General features: G+C 44.5%; 14 protein-coding genes. 5 read left to right on the top strand and 9 right to left on the bottom strand.

The window, feature by feature from the left end; translation table 11 throughout:
- The first annotated feature begins 85 nt into the window (after positions 1-85).
- Together AAAA78_RS03600 and AAAA78_RS03595 are read left to right on the top strand one after the other, a co-directional pair.
- Entirely contained in the window at positions 86-814 is a 729-nt protein-coding gene (locus tag AAAA78_RS03600; protein WP_340590338.1) for a hypothetical protein, read from the top strand.
- A 27-nt stretch (positions 815-841) separates the two neighbouring features.
- The gene (locus AAAA78_RS03595) at positions 842-1357 is read left to right on the top strand and encodes a DUF1697 domain-containing protein (RefSeq protein ID WP_340590337.1); all 516 of its coding nucleotides are present in this window, start codon (positions 842-844) and stop codon (positions 1355-1357) included.
- A gap of 16 nt (positions 1358-1373) precedes the next feature.
- Here the strand turns inward: AAAA78_RS03595 and AAAA78_RS03590 are convergent, their stop codons facing one another.
- The 3 genes from AAAA78_RS03590 to AAAA78_RS03580 are packed head-to-tail and all read right to left on the bottom strand — an operon-like array spanning position 1374 to position 2984.
- Entirely contained in the window at positions 1374-1856 is a 483-nt protein-coding gene (locus AAAA78_RS03590; RefSeq protein ID WP_340590335.1) for a hypothetical protein, read from the bottom strand.
- 23 nt (positions 1857-1879) lie between these two features.
- Positions 1880-2359, bottom strand: a complete 480-nt coding sequence (locus tag AAAA78_RS03585) for a hypothetical protein (RefSeq protein ID WP_340590333.1) — start codon at positions 2357-2359, stop codon at positions 1880-1882.
- A 4-nt stretch (positions 2360-2363) separates the two neighbouring features.
- Positions 2364-2984, bottom strand: coding sequence for an RNA polymerase sigma factor (locus tag AAAA78_RS03580; RefSeq protein WP_295901178.1), 621 nt, complete (start codon positions 2982-2984; stop codon positions 2364-2366).
- A gap of 327 nt (positions 2985-3311) precedes the next feature.
- Between AAAA78_RS03580 and AAAA78_RS03575 the strand changes: the two genes are divergently transcribed.
- A complete protein-coding gene (locus AAAA78_RS03575; protein WP_340590332.1) occupies positions 3312-4097 on the top strand; it encodes a hypothetical protein in 786 nt (261 codons plus the stop codon).
- A 41-nt stretch (positions 4098-4138) separates the two neighbouring features.
- On the opposite strand, the gene AAAA78_RS03570 is transcribed toward AAAA78_RS03575, so the two are convergent.
- The 5 genes from AAAA78_RS03570 to AAAA78_RS03550 form a co-directional block, all read right to left on the bottom strand.
- Complete coding sequence (locus AAAA78_RS03570) at positions 4139-4879, bottom strand: complement resistance protein TraT (RefSeq protein WP_295901183.1); 741 nt, start codon at positions 4877-4879, stop codon at positions 4139-4141.
- Positions 4880-5068: 189 nt separating this feature from the next.
- Entirely contained in the window at positions 5069-6001 is a 933-nt protein-coding gene (locus AAAA78_RS03565) for a diguanylate cyclase (protein WP_340590331.1), read from the bottom strand.
- A gap of 37 nt (positions 6002-6038) precedes the next feature.
- Positions 6039-7256: a glucose-6-phosphate isomerase gene (locus AAAA78_RS03560; RefSeq protein WP_340590330.1), complete on the bottom strand. Its 1218-nt coding sequence runs from the start codon at positions 7254-7256 to the stop codon at positions 6039-6041.
- A 28-nt stretch (positions 7257-7284) separates the two neighbouring features.
- Positions 7285-8424 (bottom strand): metallophosphoesterase, encoded by a 1140-nt coding sequence (locus AAAA78_RS03555; protein ID WP_295901187.1) that lies wholly within the window; start codon positions 8422-8424, stop codon positions 7285-7287.
- Between the two features lie 2 nt (positions 8425-8426).
- Complete coding sequence (locus AAAA78_RS03550; protein WP_340590328.1) at positions 8427-9776, bottom strand: hypothetical protein; 1350 nt, start codon at positions 9774-9776, stop codon at positions 8427-8429.
- Between the two features lie 212 nt (positions 9777-9988).
- Between AAAA78_RS03550 and AAAA78_RS03545 the strand changes: the two genes are divergently transcribed.
- Both AAAA78_RS03545 and AAAA78_RS03540 read left to right on the top strand, forming a co-directional pair.
- On the top strand, positions 9989-11779 hold the full coding sequence (locus AAAA78_RS03545) for an alpha/beta fold hydrolase (RefSeq protein ID WP_340590327.1): 1791 nt from the start codon (positions 9989-9991) through the stop codon (positions 11777-11779).
- 12 nt (positions 11780-11791) lie between these two features.
- Positions 11792-13486: a GMC family oxidoreductase gene (locus AAAA78_RS03540; RefSeq protein WP_340590326.1), complete on the top strand. Its 1695-nt coding sequence runs from the start codon at positions 11792-11794 to the stop codon at positions 13484-13486.
- Here the strand turns inward: AAAA78_RS03540 and AAAA78_RS03535 are convergent.
- A complete protein-coding gene (locus AAAA78_RS03535; RefSeq protein WP_340590325.1) occupies positions 13479-15011 on the bottom strand; it encodes a methyl-accepting chemotaxis protein in 1533 nt (510 codons plus the stop codon). The two genes, AAAA78_RS03540 and AAAA78_RS03535, sit on opposite strands and share 8 nt — an antisense overlap.
- Positions 15012-15100 lie beyond the last annotated feature (89 nt).

The following is a 15100-nucleotide window of genomic DNA, read 5'->3' as shown; positions in this document are numbered from 1 at the left end:
CTAAGGACCAAGTCGAAGAGACGGCTTGGTCCAAGCTTCTAGACATCTTAATCAAAAATTCGTATCCTCTTTCGAGGAGTTCATCATGATTAAGAACATTTCTCTCTTCCTTCTTCCATCTCTACTTATCAGTTGCGCAACAAAACCTATCGAACAAAACAAACTGCAACAGCTTAACGACGTCGGCGTTGTTTCTGTTCTAGATAATCAAGCCGTCGTGAAATACACGGGGACCACTACTTTTTCAAACAAGGAGTACGCTGCAAACACAGCGGCCTGGTCTTTGAACAAAATTATCGTTGATGAGATTCGTGCGGAACTAAAAAGCCAGAATAAAACTTCTTTGAACGTGAACCTTGATGAACAAAAAATCAATCAAGGTAAAAAAGAAGCGATGAGCCTTAAAAACATCTACTTGGGAAATCGCTACCAAGGCATTCAACAGTACGTTCTTGATGAAGCGGCCAAACAAGGGGCCAAGTATGTTTTTGTTGTGCATCCAACACTCAATGAAAACTTTCCCGTGCATAAAGCCGGTTACGGATTTTTATGCCAGGCTCCCGTCGGCAGCAAAGGCGATCTTGAAGCATACTTCCTGATTGGCGCTGAACTATGGAACGTACAAACAAAAAAAATTGAAGCCCAAGCCACGGTCACTCCGCAACTTGTTGCCGTTAAAACAGGAAAAACCTGCGCAGAAGCCGCGAAGATGGCGCCAGATAAATTAGCAAGTCTTTACAAAGATCAAATCGTTGCGCTTGCCAAAAAATCCGCTGACCTGATTATGGTTGGAACCGGTATCACAAAAAAATAAGCCTCGGAATTAGGAGACGATGAAACAATGCCCAGATATATCGCTTTTCTTCGCGGTGTCAGCCCCCTCAATGCCAAGATGCCCGAAGTGAAGCAGAGTTTTGAAAAGATGGGTTTCACCAATGTCGTGACGGTGCTTTCAAGTGGAAACGTCGTCTTTGATGCCAAGAAAACATCTCAAAAAGTTTTAGAAAAGCAAATCGAAGAGGGGCTCAAGAAATATTCAAAGCGCTCCTTCCCAACAATTGTAAGAGCGCAAGACGATCTGCGCGATTGGTTGGATTCAGATCCCTTCCGAGCAGAAAAACTAGATGCAAAAGCAAAGCGCGTGGTGACTTTTCTAAAAGACAGTCCCACTGTGAAACCAAATCTTCCTATCAAAAAAGATGGCGCCGTGATTCTTAAAGTTGAAGACTCGATGGTCTGCTCGGCTTATCTTCCGCATCCGAAGGGTCCGGCCTTCATGGTTTTGCTCGAAAAGACATTCGGAAAATCAATCACGACTCGAACCTTGGATACTCTCAAGAAAGTGGCTCAGAAATAAGCCCGCGCTAATAAAACTATTTTTCTTCAATCAACTTCGGTTGTGGTAAAGAGGGCTTAGGCCCTTTTTGCGTTTCAGGATTCGCAAGCATCGTTTTGATTCTGTTCGTGAGATCTTGCTTGATCTGTAGATACTGCACCATGCGCTGTGCACCCAAGAGCGGTTTCAACTTATCAAACTCTTCTTCACTCAAGCGTCCATAGTTTTGCAAAGCTTTACGGTAGTGACCCAACTCTTCTTCTTTAGCTTTGGCCGTGTCAGCTTTGCTCATTTTCTCAATGGACGCCTGAAGGGATTGATTCAGTTCCGACTTTTTTTTGTTCAGACCTTGCACGATGTCGGTGAACTTCTTTTCTTCCACAGGTGAGAGCTTTAACTCATCACTCATTTTCCAAATAAGAAGTTCTTCCAACTGATTGCGTTTTTCCGCAGCGGAAGCCACGAAAGAGAACGTCCCCGAAAGGACGATTAAAATAAAACTTAAAAATATTCCGCGCACGTCAACTCACCCGAAAAGGGTGATTAGCGTCCGCTTTCACCCATGATTTTATTGAATTTTGCTACAGATAAATTTTCGAATGATTCGCTAGCTACGTCCATAAAAAAGTCAGATTCGCTCTGCGTGCTGATTAAAGTCTGGGATAGGTCCTCTGGGGACAGAAGTGCCTGCGCCACGATACGCTCGTGACCGTCACTCAATAAACCCACACGTTGCATAGATTGGTTTACTTTTGACACTTGACTCAACAATAAAGCCGAGAACAAGAACAAAGACATTACACCGCCTGCCGGATAAAGCCATCCTCGCCAGTGAGCGCGCAAAACATTTCTGGGGGTCATAAGCATGGGAGCTGGAGCAATTTCGGTTTGCTCAACCTCGGCCATGATCTTGTCGTGCAGACGATCGAAGAAATCTTCGCTCATCGGGAGTTCAAGATCATCGCTGGCCTTCAGCCCTTTGCGCACTTTATCCATACGATCCATCGGTTCGATACGGTCCATTGATTTATCCCTCTGCTTCCGCAAATCTTTGGTTTACTTCCATAAAGAAACCACCAACCTCCTCCGTCCAGTTTTTGAGCTCAGAACTTTGCTCAAAAGTTTGACGAAGCTTCATGAGAGCGTGGCGGTAGTTCGCCTTCGCTGTGTCGTAAGGACACTGCATGATATCGGCAATTTCGTTAAAGCTGAGGTCTTCGTAAACACGAAGTACCAACGCTGTTTTTTGTTTAAATGGCAATTTCTCCACTTCGCTGTGAAGGATATCTGCCACCGCCGTATGAACTAATGTGTTCTCAGCTTCGGCATCCACCGCTAACTGCACATCGTCGATATCGACGGTGTCACGCTTTGACTCGCGGATTTTGTTCCTCGCAGTATTCACTGCAATTTGGAACAACCAGCTTTTGAAAGAAGCTCTGCCCTCAAAAGAGTTCAGCTTCTCGTAAGCTTTGATGAACGCTTCTTGCGTTACATCCTCCGCTGTGTCCATGTCCTTCACAAACCTCAAACTCAACCGCAGCACACTTCTTTGATGTCGTTTCACGAGCTCGGAAAAAGAACGTCTGTCACCAGACTTTACTTTTTCAACCAGTTCAAGATCCGTCACTACTAGATCTCTCTCCATAATATGACTCGTTTCTGTCTAAATTCGGTTAACGTTCTGAATTTTTTTCCCAGAAAGGCCATTTCGCCCCCCTCAGCCCCCGGTAAATTCGCCCCCAAACCCGCGGTGCCTACAGTGTTTCATTAATGCAACGATGATGCCGATGGAAGCATAGTCAAAGTGGCCCTAAATATATGAAATATCTTAGGAATTACGCATTTTGTTATGACACGTATTAGCATTTCTTATGGCCCTGGATGAAGGTCCTGGAGCATTGTGGGCCTAGAAAGATTACGCGCAGGGCCCGCAAATATTTTGTCTATATATGGAATCTGCTAAAACCTCCGCATGACAAAAACCTGGGGCGTTTTCTTTTCCGTCTTATTATATGGAGTCCTTTCTTTTGCCATCATCCTTCCGGCAGAGAATGACCTTCCCGCTTTGATGCTCAATCAAAACGACAGCCTTTTCTTTGAACGAGGTGTGGCGCCGGGAAAATCTGACAGTTCATTGTGCGGTCCTACGAGTGCAGTGAATTGGTTGCAGCTTAAATCGTTTCAACAACCCTACAGCAAAGAGCATTTGGTGGAGTTGGTGCGTGAGGTGGGAGCCGACCTTAGTGCGAAGAACATCGATATCAATCAAGGCCTGGTTGAACCGGATCTTGTGACATTTTTAAAAACTCTGAATCGCAAGCTTGGGATTAAGCAAGACTACGCCATCAAAGGTCGCTATGGTTCCGGCGTTACAATTCAAGAGGAAGACATCTGGAGCCCTGCTGTGCAAATCCTGATGTTGAACTTCCGTGAAATCCCAAGACCGCTAGAGCCAGGACTGCGCCCAGGAAGACCCGGAAGAAATATTCCGCTGCCTGATGATTTGATGGATCGCCCTCTCGTGCGCGGAAATCATTTTGTTTTGAAAGTCTTCGCAGATCGCGACAATAAACTTTTAGGAGTGATTGATCCAGAAAATCCAAGTCGTTTTTCTTTGGTGCGCGTGAACTTCGTCACATCCCTTACGGATACAACACCAGTGATTCAATTAAAGCCTGCAACACGTCAGGATCTTTCTGCGTTTACTTTTGGCGTGCCTCTATCTTGGAGTCTGATTTCTATCATTGAAGAAAAATAAAAGCCCAAGATTGAATTCTTGGGCTTGAGTTGAAATTTTTCTTAGAAAATTCCAGAGATACTTTGCACCAACGCTCGTTTTAATTCCGGCGCCGCTTGCGCAAATTCTAGATTCACTTTATTAGCCGAACTCAAGATACGTGTTTGATAAATCTTCCACTCGGATTTTTCCGAATAACTCGAAAACGTGCCACCGCTAGTACCTGATTCATTGTAGTGCAGTGTTGTGTTCTGCGCCTTGCCTTTTCCTGACAGACGTTCTTTGATTTGCACATCTGTAATGACACTAAAGTGAACGTCTTTAACAAGTGAGTCTGCGACTACAGAAGCAATACCTCCTAAGATTCCGGCACCGACCATCGCTTTGTCACTTCCACCAGCGACGTAGGCAGCTCCGGCACCCAAAGCGACACCATCTGCGCCATAACCTTTATACATCGCTGCTTCGGCCGCGTTAGGATCGGCTTTACCTACCTGCAAGACGTTTACTTGTAGAACAAAAGCCGCTTGATTCATTTTTGAAACCACTTTAAAGCCTTTAGACTGCAAAGCATTGCGCATTTCATCTGAGATTTGAAACTCAGATTTATCAGAGGTATTTTTCACCACAACATAAATAGTTTTTCTTTTTTCTTCATCGATCGGATCAAGAAAGAGCGTTGCGCTCATTTTCGTTTGAACATCTAAGTTCTTTTTTGACAAGGCCACTTGTGTGGCCGCGCAACCAGAAAGCATGTAAAGCGCGGAAAGAGCAAGGATTGATTTGATAACGGTTTGATTCATGATTCACCTCCATTTGGTTGCTGGGAGGATATTCAAAGAAAAGGCCGAGACATTTTTGCTTTTAAACCGAGTTAAAATTGAGATCGGGAATATTTGTCTTAAGAAAAAGACCTTAATTCTAAAACCTTAGACAAATAAAAAAGGCCGTTTTTTCACGGCCTTTTTTAATACTCAATTAAATGCTTCTCTTTACTGAGCCACCGTCACGCGGTTACGGCCGCCTTGTTTGGATTGATACAAAGCTTTATCAGCGCGATCGTAGATTTGTGTCCACTCGGTTTCGTTCGGAAGTTTTGTTGCTACTCCCACAGAAATCGTCACCGGAATTTTTTTACCTTCAAATACAAACTCATGCGCTTCGATTGTTTGACGAATACGCTCACCCACTTCACCGGCTGTTTTTAAAGAGGAACCAGAAAGAAGCAGAACAAACTCTTCCCCGCCGTAACGAGCAAAGAAGTCGTTTGAGCGGATCAGTTTTGTGATCACGATACGGCAAAGTTCCTTCAACACGTGGTCACCACCTGGATGGCCGTAGTTGTCGTTGATCTTTTTAAAGTGATCGATATCGAAAGTCACAAGGCTTAGAGGTTCGTTCAAAACTTCGGCACGCTTTATCGCCTCAGGGCCTTTTTCGATCAAAGCTCCTTTGGAATGAGCACCTGTCAAAGCATCTTTTTGCGCGCGTTCGTACATCGCTGCATTCGTCATCGCTTCGATACTTCCTTTTTCAAGGAATTTGAAAATGACGTTGCCTGTTTTGATTTGATCGTTGTTTTTTAATAAACAAGAAGCGAGCGGCGGAATGACTTGGCCATTCACGATCGTTTTATTTGTTGAGCCCAAATCGATCACAGACACTTCACTGCCATTCACTGCGAATTTTGCATGCGAACGGCTTAAACTTTTATCGTCGATGTAAACTTGGCTTTCTACAGAACGACCAATCACGATATCATTGGCCGTAATAGGATACTGTTTACCCACATAACCTGGAGGACCGATCAAAACAACGATTGCCGGAGGGACTTCATCAGCCTCTTTCAGACGTCCTTTGAACGTGTCACTAGCGACTATACTGGTTTTTTCTAAATTGTCGGAGTTGTCATCGTTGTGAGCCATACAAAAAAGTATACGGCTTCCCACCGACGAATGACAATCATGCTTTCTTCAATTTTGCTTTCGCTAGTCTCTTGCCCAGCTCTACACCAGGTTGATTAAAAGCATCAATTTGCATGTACTCCCCGAGTCCCGCGACAACAAGCTGCCAATACATAAACATGTATCCCAGAGTGTGTTCGTCTAAGACTTTTGTCTTAAGCGTGAGAGTAGAAACTCCATTCTGCGTCAGAGCTTCTTGTGTGGCCACAGCTTCTGCCCTCAAAAGTTCACCCATGGTGCGACCTTCAAGATCTGCCATTTCAGAAAATTGCGTTTTATGAAGACGTTGAGAACCCGCTTCAGATTCTTCAACTCGCACAAATATCACAAACTTATCGCGAGCCCCTTCCATCACTTGTTGCAAAATGGAATGTTGATCGCAGGCACCCACAGCTGACATTGGCGTGCTCGCACGCGGAGCTTCACCGCCGCCACGTCCTTGACCCTTCGCTAAAGACTCCGCCCACAGTTGTTGAAACCAAGAACCAAAATCTTTTAAACGAGAATTATAAGACCAAAGAAGCGTGATCCACTCGTTGCGATCAAAACTTTGTGCGACTTGCGCCATAGTTTGCGTCACAAGAGAAGTTTCGTTAAGAGCGCGCATAGCTCCCACGCGGAATTTCTCTAAATCCAAACCAAGAAAGGCCGCAGGCATCATTCCCACGGGAGAAAGCACGGAAAAACGTCCTCCGACATCCACAGGAATTTCACACACTGGCACTTCATTTTTCTTAGCCCATTTTGTCAGGGTGTTTTCTTTGTTTTCTGAAATCACAACACTCTGAGCTGCTAAATGAAGATTTTCTTCTTTAAAAATTTGGTCGAGGAATTCCAAAGCGCAAAGCGTTTCGATTGTCGTTCCACTTTTAGAAATGAAAACCCAACCTACTTCGCGCAAATCACCCAGTTCTTCAATAAGAGTCTCAAATTCCAAAGCATCGACGTTATCAACGAAGAATAATTTTTTAGCTCTGAAAACTTCGGCGATCACACGGGTTCCCAAAGAACTTCCGCCCACACCGACAACGACCAAACGCTTGAAGCGATGAGAAAATTCTTGGCCTACCTTATATGATTGTTGCCACAGAGAAACCCGCTCCATGAGTTGTGGAAATCCGATATCTTTTCTGTGCAAAAAGATTTTCAAAGCTTCTTGGCATTTTTCATGAACAGAAGAATCAATTTTATGTGCCGCTTGAGCAATTTCCAACATACGTTCCGCCTTCTACCTGATTGGGCCGTTAGGAAATAGCCACGTCTTCTTCGATGCGATGATAACCCTTCCACTCTTTCAGACGACCGCGAGGGCGGCCTCCGTCTTCAGGGTATTCGATCAGCACGTAAGTTAGCTTCGTGATTTTTCCCAAAGACACAATATCCAAAGATGTGATCTCAGTCCACGTCCCTGTATTAAAATATTCTTTATTCTCAGACCACTGACGGTATTGGTACACATGCGTGTGGCCAAAGACGACCGTGTGAACACGTTCATCGCCTAAAATTTTACGCGCTGACTCACTTAAATCAGGAAAGATCGCACTTTCGGCAATGACTTGGATAATTCGTTTCAGTGGCCAGTGACGACGAGGATCTTTCACCACGGCGCTCTTAAGAAAATATCCAAGGGCCATAAAGAATGCCTTAATCATGATCTTTGTTTCATTCATGAAAGACCATCGCACCATTTTTCCGAACGGACGAATTTTATCGACGTGGGGATAATGTTGTTTGATCTTTAACACCACTTCGAGGAAAAAATGGGAGCCAAATGGCAGATTTAAAATGGGCTCGACAAGATCTTTTTTAAGAAAGAACTTTTTAGGGTCCATGCGATTGGCAGCTTCGTGCATGTGCCCGTGTTCGATATGCACGCCATCAAAGAAGTACACAATGTTTTTAAAGCGGATCGGAGTGCCAATCACCTGGTTTAAAAACGCACGACACGCAGGCCACAACATCCCCTGATCATGATTACCCACAATGTAGGTGATGGTGTTGCCTGGCTTTGCAGCAAACTCGGCCAAAGCTTTAAAGACATTGGCGTGCCCCTTCACAATCTCTTTCAAAATTTCCAAAGTCACGGACTCGGTAATGACCGAAAGAAAATGTCCTTTGTAATCACATTGCAAGAAATTGAGGAAGTCGCCGTTGATGATCAGTTCCACTTCATAATCACGGTAAACACCCGTGGAATAAAAATGAATGAACTCGACAAGCTTTTCACCGTAGTAGAATTCTTCCAGAGAGTTGATCCCGCCTTTTTCCAAAAGACGACCCTTCCCCAAATGGAGATCACTCACAATGATTTTGATCTTTTTGACAGGAGCTGGTTTGGCGACTGTAACGCCTTCGTTGCTCTCAACTGGGGAAGCAGAATCCATGACTACTCAGCTTTCTTCAACGGAACGAGGTTCTCCTCTTTAGCCTCTAGATTCGTTAAAGCCAAGCGCAAAGCACGCTCGGTGCGTTTAACTTGATCCTGATTGGCCTCGATGGTCTTGTAAAGTTCAAGACACTTCTTACGGTAATTATCGAGTTCCTGAGATAGCTGATCAATCTTTCTTTTCTGTTCTAAGATATACTCATCTTTGGACCGAACGAGGGCTGACTTCTCTGCACGAAGAAGCTCTAGACGATTTTCCAGCTCTCTTTCGCGCACACGGATCTTTTTAAAGTCCGATTTAAGTCGAGTTTCTAGCTCGTCCACTTTAATGCGTGCTTTGGCAACTTCGTTTTCTTTGTACTGAAGATTGCCTTTTAAAATCAAAATCTCGCTTTGTGCGGATTCTTGCACTTCTTGTTTTTCTTTTTCCAAAGAAGAAATGCGCACTGTCAGTTCATCCGTGCGAGTGCGAATGATCTCACCAGCCGAAGCCAGTTCTTCATTTTCACCGCGCAGATGTTCAACTTCTTTTTCCAATTCCAAAATACGTTGTTGGGCCAATTTCAAGTTTTCAGCTTGCGCCAAACTTGCATCCACGGAAGTCATCACATTGGCGGAGCCACGGCTTCCACGGTAATTCCCAACACTCACCTTCACATCGACATCCGGAGCCTTGCGCGCGCCCAAACGAGCGTTGGCAAAACCTTCCACAGCCACGGTTTTATCCGCATCTGTCCCAGCCGCCACTGAAGAAGTGACGTTCATGTCTTGTTGAATAGAAACGGTTTTATCTTCTCCACCACCCACTGCAGATGGACTGAATACAGGGCGAGTAGCCTCGTCGTCAGACTCTACAGATGGAAGATTATCAACGGAAGGACCTTTATAGACATCTTCTGTTGAAGGAGTTGCAAAAATATCATCAGGGGATTGATAACCGCCATCGGCAGAAGGACCATCGTAATGCTCCTCTTCTGCGGAAGGAGTTCCCATCATAAAACGCTCTGAAGGTGGCAAGTTGCCAAAGCCTTCCGGCATATCAAAGTCAGAATCTGCAGAGGCTTCTTCATCAAGATCGTCAGAAGGATCAGAAGTCTCGGACCCACCCGTAAACTCAGAAGAGACTAAATCCTTTTCGATTCCTTTTTCTAAATTTTCCCAGAGGTTGCCGCCACCTGCATTTGTGTTTTCCACACGGTGGGCTTCGTCGTCCAGAGTCGGCAAACCAGAAAAATCATCTTCATCCGTGGCGGCACGGTAAGAAGATTCGGACTGAATATCCTTGAGGTCATCCATCAAGGACTCAATCAGATTCTCTGCGGCTGAAGATTTCTTTTTCTTTTTGCTCATATCTATTGGGAAATATCGGAATTTTTCCATCTTCTCTTTAAGGGTAATGCAAAGTCCGGGCAATATCAGGATTAAGGTCGAGCCGTTCTCATTTTGAGACGTTTTTTTTGCGTACACAATATATTTGTTGATGGCCACCGAGCCTTGGTCCGTTGCGGGACTTTCAAGTGATAGAAAAACGTCTTATTGTTTATGAAGGAAAGGACAGTGAGATGAAGAAGAACACAGTATCTCTCGAATTTACCGAGAAGATGGCGGGCTACGTTGTTCCGAAAAAATTTGTTTTGTCTCCAGCCCAGCCTCTTTCTCACGGTGATTTTCAAATTGAAAATGAGCGCTTTGATAAGCAGCCATTTGAATTTACGGTTACCATCAAGGTCCCCGATCTTGAACGTTTTCTAGAGGACCACAGTACGACCTCCAAAGTTTTTGGTAAGATCACCGACTTCCGGTTTCGTGATAATATGCGCCTGGATGATGGTTTTTTCCAACTGTTCACTCAACCCGCCGCAAGTCCTCACTACGACACGGTCAAAGAAATGCACTACACATTTTTCCTCACGGACCGTGAAGGAAAGAAGTGGACGTTTTTTGGGTTTAAAGAAATTTTAAAAGAAAATGCCAGTGAACTCTGGAAGCAGACAACAACGCTTTACTATTATCTCTGGGAAGGACATTCCAACTTCGAAAAGTTTGGCGAAAAAAATGTCCATGCCGTGGGTGTTTTGCGTATTTCCTTAAGTGATTTCTTGCGCCAAATGCGCAGCTTTAAAACAAACACGACTTCTTACCTTGAAGAAAAAGAATCCTTGCTACGTTACTTTAAGGCTTTCACCGATACGCTTTGGGAAAGTTATGCGCCGTTTGTTTTCACTACAACTTCAGCACGGTGGAATGAACATCAGTATCCTTTGCACACCACTCAAGGTGTGGCTTTAGGTGAAAAAATTCTTCATCCTCTCGACACGCGTGACGGCCTGACTATTTCGGTACAGCGTTTTAAATTTCAAGAATCCAAAGATGTGGTTTTACTTCTGCATGGACTGACCACTTCGACAGACATGTACATTATGCCAGAGCATGAAAATCTGGTGAATCATCTCCATACCCAAGGTTTTTCTGATGTGTGGTCTTTGGATTGGCGAGGCAGCGGAAGATTTAATTACAACCTTCATCCTCACCGCTACACCGTTGATGATGTCGCGAAGTATGACATTCCACGAGCCGTCAATTTCATTCGAGAAACTTGCGGGAATGATGTGAAAATTCACGTGATCGCCCACTGCGTGGGTTCACTTGCTTTTATGGCTTCTTATGCTGCTGGATACGTAAAAAATATCGCAAGCATTGTCGCTAACAGTGTGTCCCTGACACCGCAAGTCCCTTGGCAAGCTCTCGCCAAAATGATGGTGGGACCTGAGATTTTAGAACAGGCATTTGGATATCCTTACGTGTCTCCCAAAATTCCTTATTCACCGGGACGTGTTTTCGGAAAATGGCTTTACTGGATGGAGCGTTCGATTCGAAGCGAATGCAAAGAGCCAGCTTGTCATATGGTGAGCTTTATGTGGGGTTGGGGCTTCCCTGCCGCTTTCAATCACCGCAATATCCATCCCGTGACTCATCGTCGTTTGATGGATCTTTTTGGCGGAACCAGCTTTCATTATTATAAACACATTCGCAAAATGCTTCTGGCAAAAGCTTCGGTTTCGTGGGACGGCAAGATCAACTACCTGGAGGAAATGAAAAAGCGGGATCTTCCTCCAACATTGTTGGTTTCTGGCTCGGAAAATCATATTTTTCCAGAGTCGAATAAAATGACTTATGAAATTTTAAAAAACACGAAGAACGCCGCACGCATTCAGTACAAAGAATTCACCAATTACGGACATCAAGATGTCTTCATGGGACAATACAGTCACACCGAAGTCTTTCCGCAATTAGTAGAATTCTTAAAACAACAAGCAAGCGTCACAGAAGTCAAAAAGCTGCGTATTGCATAGGAATTAGAAATCATGAAAGTAGATTACGATTACATCGTGATCGGGTCCGGATTCGGGGGCTCGGTCATGACTTGCCGTTTAGTCGAAAAAGGTTACAAAGTTTGTTTGTTAGAACGTGGTCGCCAGTGGAAGATGCACGAATTTCCCCGTCGTCCTCATGAAGTTCGCAAAAACATGTTCTGGGACCCGCAGGACCGCAAATTCGGTTTGATGGAAATTCGCGACACTCCCGACAGTGATGCAATGACTTTAACCGCAAGCGGCCTTGGCGGGGGAAGTCTTATCTATGCCAACGTTCTTTATAAAATGCCTCCCGATTTTTTTGTGAACTGGCCCGGAGGAATTTCAAGGGATCTTTTAGATCCGTATTACGAAAAAGTATTAAAAATGATGGAGGCTCAGCCCTATCCGTTTGAAACGCATTCTTATTATAAAAACACTCCGAAGACGGCTTTGTTTAAAAAGCTTTCCGAAGAAATGCCGATGCATCCTGAAGCAAAGGAGCGCCACAAATTCACTTTGCCTCCTTTGGCCGTTCGCTTTGAAGGAGATTTTCCGGGCCATCAAACCCGCAACAGTCATGGAGCTTTGCAATCGAGGTGCAATAAGTGCGGTGACTGCGACATCGGTTGCAATATCCACGCAAAGAATTCTTTGGATTTAAATTATCTTTATCGCGCTAGAAATTTAAAAAATATTCCTCACGCAGCTGATGTGCGAACCCATGCTGAAGTGATTCGCATTGAAAAACGCGAAGATCATTACGCCGTGGCTTACGTCATTCCTGAATTTCCAATGCAGGAAAATATTTTTACTGCCAAGAAAGTCATCCTCGCTGCTGGTTCATTAGGTTCTACGTCTTTGTTATTAAAAATGAAAAAGCAGGGATATCTTCCTAAACTCAATCACTGGTTAGGAAAAAAGTGGAGCGGTAATGGCGATCTCATTTCGTGGATCTTTAATACAAAACCGAATGTGGATGCCACGAATGGCCCGGTAATTACAGGCTCTATCGAATATTCATTTCGCAATTATGACGACGGATACCCTCACGGCATGTATTTACAGGAAGCCGGATATCCTTTGGGATTTGCTTGGTTTCTTTCGGGACGCATTCCACAGCTCAGCGGTATTTTAGGTCTTTTAAAATTAGCCAGCCATCAGCTTAAAAAACATTTTTTTAAAATTCTTAAGATCGACGGCCACGATCAAATCAATATAGGAGATGAATTTGCCAAAACCATTGACCGCGCCGAATTTACAAAACGCTGTCTGATTCTTTTAGGAATGGGGCGCGATAAGCCCGATGGAGAAATCCAACTTCGCGACGACAACCAAGCTATCATTCGTTGGAAGATCGATAAAAGCCAGCCGCACTTTGATCGTCTGCGTGAAGAGATGCGAAAGATCGCCGACATGGTGGATGGCGTTTATGTTGAAAATCCGCTGACTCACTTAAACAAGGTGATTTCCGTTCATCCTCTTGGCGGTTGTCCCATGGGGGATTCCGCAGAAGATGGCTTCGTCAATACTATGGGAGAAGTTTTCGGCTACGAAGGCTTGCATGTTATTGATGGAAGTATTCTTCCTACCTCTACAGGAGCAAATCCCTCGTTAACGATTGCCGCTATGGCTGAGTATATAGCGTCTCGAATTCCGCAGAAAGAAAACGCTCAACAAAAAATGGAAGAAAGTCAGGTTAACTGACTTTCTTCGCTCCATTGATAACATCCCCCACGCCGCCAACCAAATCATCTAACTGCTCAGATTGTCGCGATAATTCAACGGAAGCCGCTGCGGCCTCTTCGGAGGAAGCGGCGTTGTTCTGTGTGACTTTATCAAGCTCATGAACGGCTTTGCTGATTTGTTCAATCCCAGTGGTTTGCTCAACGCTAGCATGTGCGATTTCATTGTTCAGCACAGATACTTTTTCTGCCTCTTTCACGATCGCCTGCAATGTTTCTCCGCTTTTAACCGCATAATTATAACTTGAACTAATTAAAGTGGAGCTTTGCGAAATGAGATCTGAAATTTCTTTCGCTGAGACAGCGGATTTTTGAGCTAAGGAACGAACGGCGTCGGCAACAACAGCAAAACCTTTTCCGTGCTCCCCAGCACGAGCGGCTTCTACCGAAGCATTGAGTGCTAGAAGATTCGTTTGAAAGGCAATGTCATCAATCACCGTGGTAATTTCAGCAACCTTTTTAGAGGACGTAGAAACTTCCTTCATAGATTCAATCAAAGTGCGGATTTGTTCCTCACCGACTTTCGCTGAATTCATGGCGCTCACAGAAATATCTTTGGCACTGTTGGCATTTTCGGTGTTAAGTTTCACCATGCTTGTCAATTCTTCCAAAGACGCCGATGTTTCTTCAAGAGCCGCCGCAGCTTGAGTGGAAGAACTGCTTAAGTTTTGTGATGCGCTTGATATCTCGTGACTGGTTGACGCAAGACGCGCGCTTGAATTTTTAATTGAATCAACGGCGTCACGCAATTTTGCCAAAGGTTTTCTTAAAATAAACCAGGCAAGGATCACACTGAAAATCAAACCGCCCAGAGCAAAGAGTAAGATATTTTCCACGGAAGCTTTGGCGGCTTCATGAGTGGGCGCCATATCAGACTTGATACTGAAGACACCGTGAAGCCTTCCGTCCGCCCAATTTTCCATCGTATGACCAAGAATATCTTTTCCATTTTTAAAAGGACTTTGTGAAGGCTCGCCATGACAAAGTAAGCAGCCTTGCTTTTCAGAAAGTCGCACCGGTCGGTAAACGACAATATGACTGTCTGTTGTCGCCACGAATTCTTTCAAATTTGGATCCCGTTCGAATTTATCAAAAATTTGCGTTTCATCTGCCGTGGCTAAGTTGCCTTTGCGACGGGGTTCTTTAGCAAAGACTCGAAATTTATATCCGGCGCGCTCTGACTGATCCTGCCCCACCTTCATGGAAGCAAAAATGGGAACGCGTTTCAAAATACTTGTTTTTATATCCTGGGGAATATTGCCATCGGGATACCGTGCAACAATCTGATTGATATACTCTTGCAAACCGCCTTGGTCGGCGACGTAGTCCCGGATGCCTTCGAGCTGATCTAAAATCGCCTGACTTTTTTGAACAAGATCTTCTTGCCCTTGCTCTTCAACTTCTTTTCTTGCGATCTGAGTTGATGTAATTGATGCCAAAGCAGCTGCTAACGCCACAATACATACTATTTTTGTTACCAGCTTCATACGTCCTCCTGCAATTCCTTTGCACTTCCTTATCTCAGGGTAGTGTTGCGAAATCGTGGAGTGTGATGATGGCCGTCATGATTAGCGTA

The sequence above is a fragment of the Bdellovibrio sp. BCCA genome (assembly GCF_037996825.1).
GTDB lineage: Bacteria > Bdellovibrionota > Bdellovibrionia > Bdellovibrionales > Bdellovibrionaceae > Bdellovibrio.
Note: the sequence above shows the minus strand (reverse complement) of the source record. Positions and strands in the feature narration are given on the sequence as shown.

What these genes read in the sequence shown, in the direction of transcription:
- AAAA78_RS03580 (WP_295901178.1), bottom strand. Translation starts at nt 2,984, where the DNA reads ATGGAGAGAGATCTAGTAGTGACGGATCTTGAACTGGTTGAAAAAGTA.
- AAAA78_RS03560 (WP_340590330.1), bottom strand. Translation starts at nt 7,256, where the DNA reads ATGTTGGAAATTGCTCAAGCGGCACATAAAATTGATTCTTCTGTTCAT.
- AAAA78_RS03535 (WP_340590325.1), bottom strand. Translation starts at nt 15,011, where the DNA reads ATGAAGCTGGTAACAAAAATAGTATGTATTGTGGCGTTAGCAGCTGCT.
- AAAA78_RS03545 (WP_340590327.1), top strand. Translation starts at nt 9,989, where the DNA reads ATGAAGAAGAACACAGTATCTCTCGAATTTACCGAGAAGATGGCGGGC.
- AAAA78_RS03595 (WP_340590337.1), top strand. Translation starts at nt 842, where the DNA reads ATGCCCAGATATATCGCTTTTCTTCGCGGTGTCAGCCCCCTCAATGCC.
- AAAA78_RS03565 (WP_340590331.1), bottom strand. Translation starts at nt 6,001, where the DNA reads ATGGCTCACAACGATGACAACTCCGACAATTTAGAAAAAACCAGTATA.
- AAAA78_RS03575 (WP_340590332.1), top strand. Translation starts at nt 3,312, where the DNA reads ATGACAAAAACCTGGGGCGTTTTCTTTTCCGTCTTATTATATGGAGTC.
- AAAA78_RS03540 (WP_340590326.1), top strand. Translation starts at nt 11,792, where the DNA reads ATGAAAGTAGATTACGATTACATCGTGATCGGGTCCGGATTCGGGGGC.
- AAAA78_RS03585 (WP_340590333.1), bottom strand. Translation starts at nt 2,359, where the DNA reads ATGGACCGTATCGAACCGATGGATCGTATGGATAAAGTGCGCAAAGGG.
- AAAA78_RS03555 (WP_295901187.1), bottom strand. Translation starts at nt 8,424, where the DNA reads ATGGATTCTGCTTCCCCAGTTGAGAGCAACGAAGGCGTTACAGTCGCC.
- AAAA78_RS03600 (WP_340590338.1), top strand. Translation starts at nt 86, where the DNA reads ATGATTAAGAACATTTCTCTCTTCCTTCTTCCATCTCTACTTATCAGT.
- AAAA78_RS03550 (WP_340590328.1), bottom strand. Translation starts at nt 9,776, where the DNA reads ATGAGCAAAAAGAAAAAGAAATCTTCAGCCGCAGAGAATCTGATTGAG.
- AAAA78_RS03570 (WP_295901183.1), bottom strand. Translation starts at nt 4,879, where the DNA reads ATGAATCAAACCGTTATCAAATCAATCCTTGCTCTTTCCGCGCTTTAC.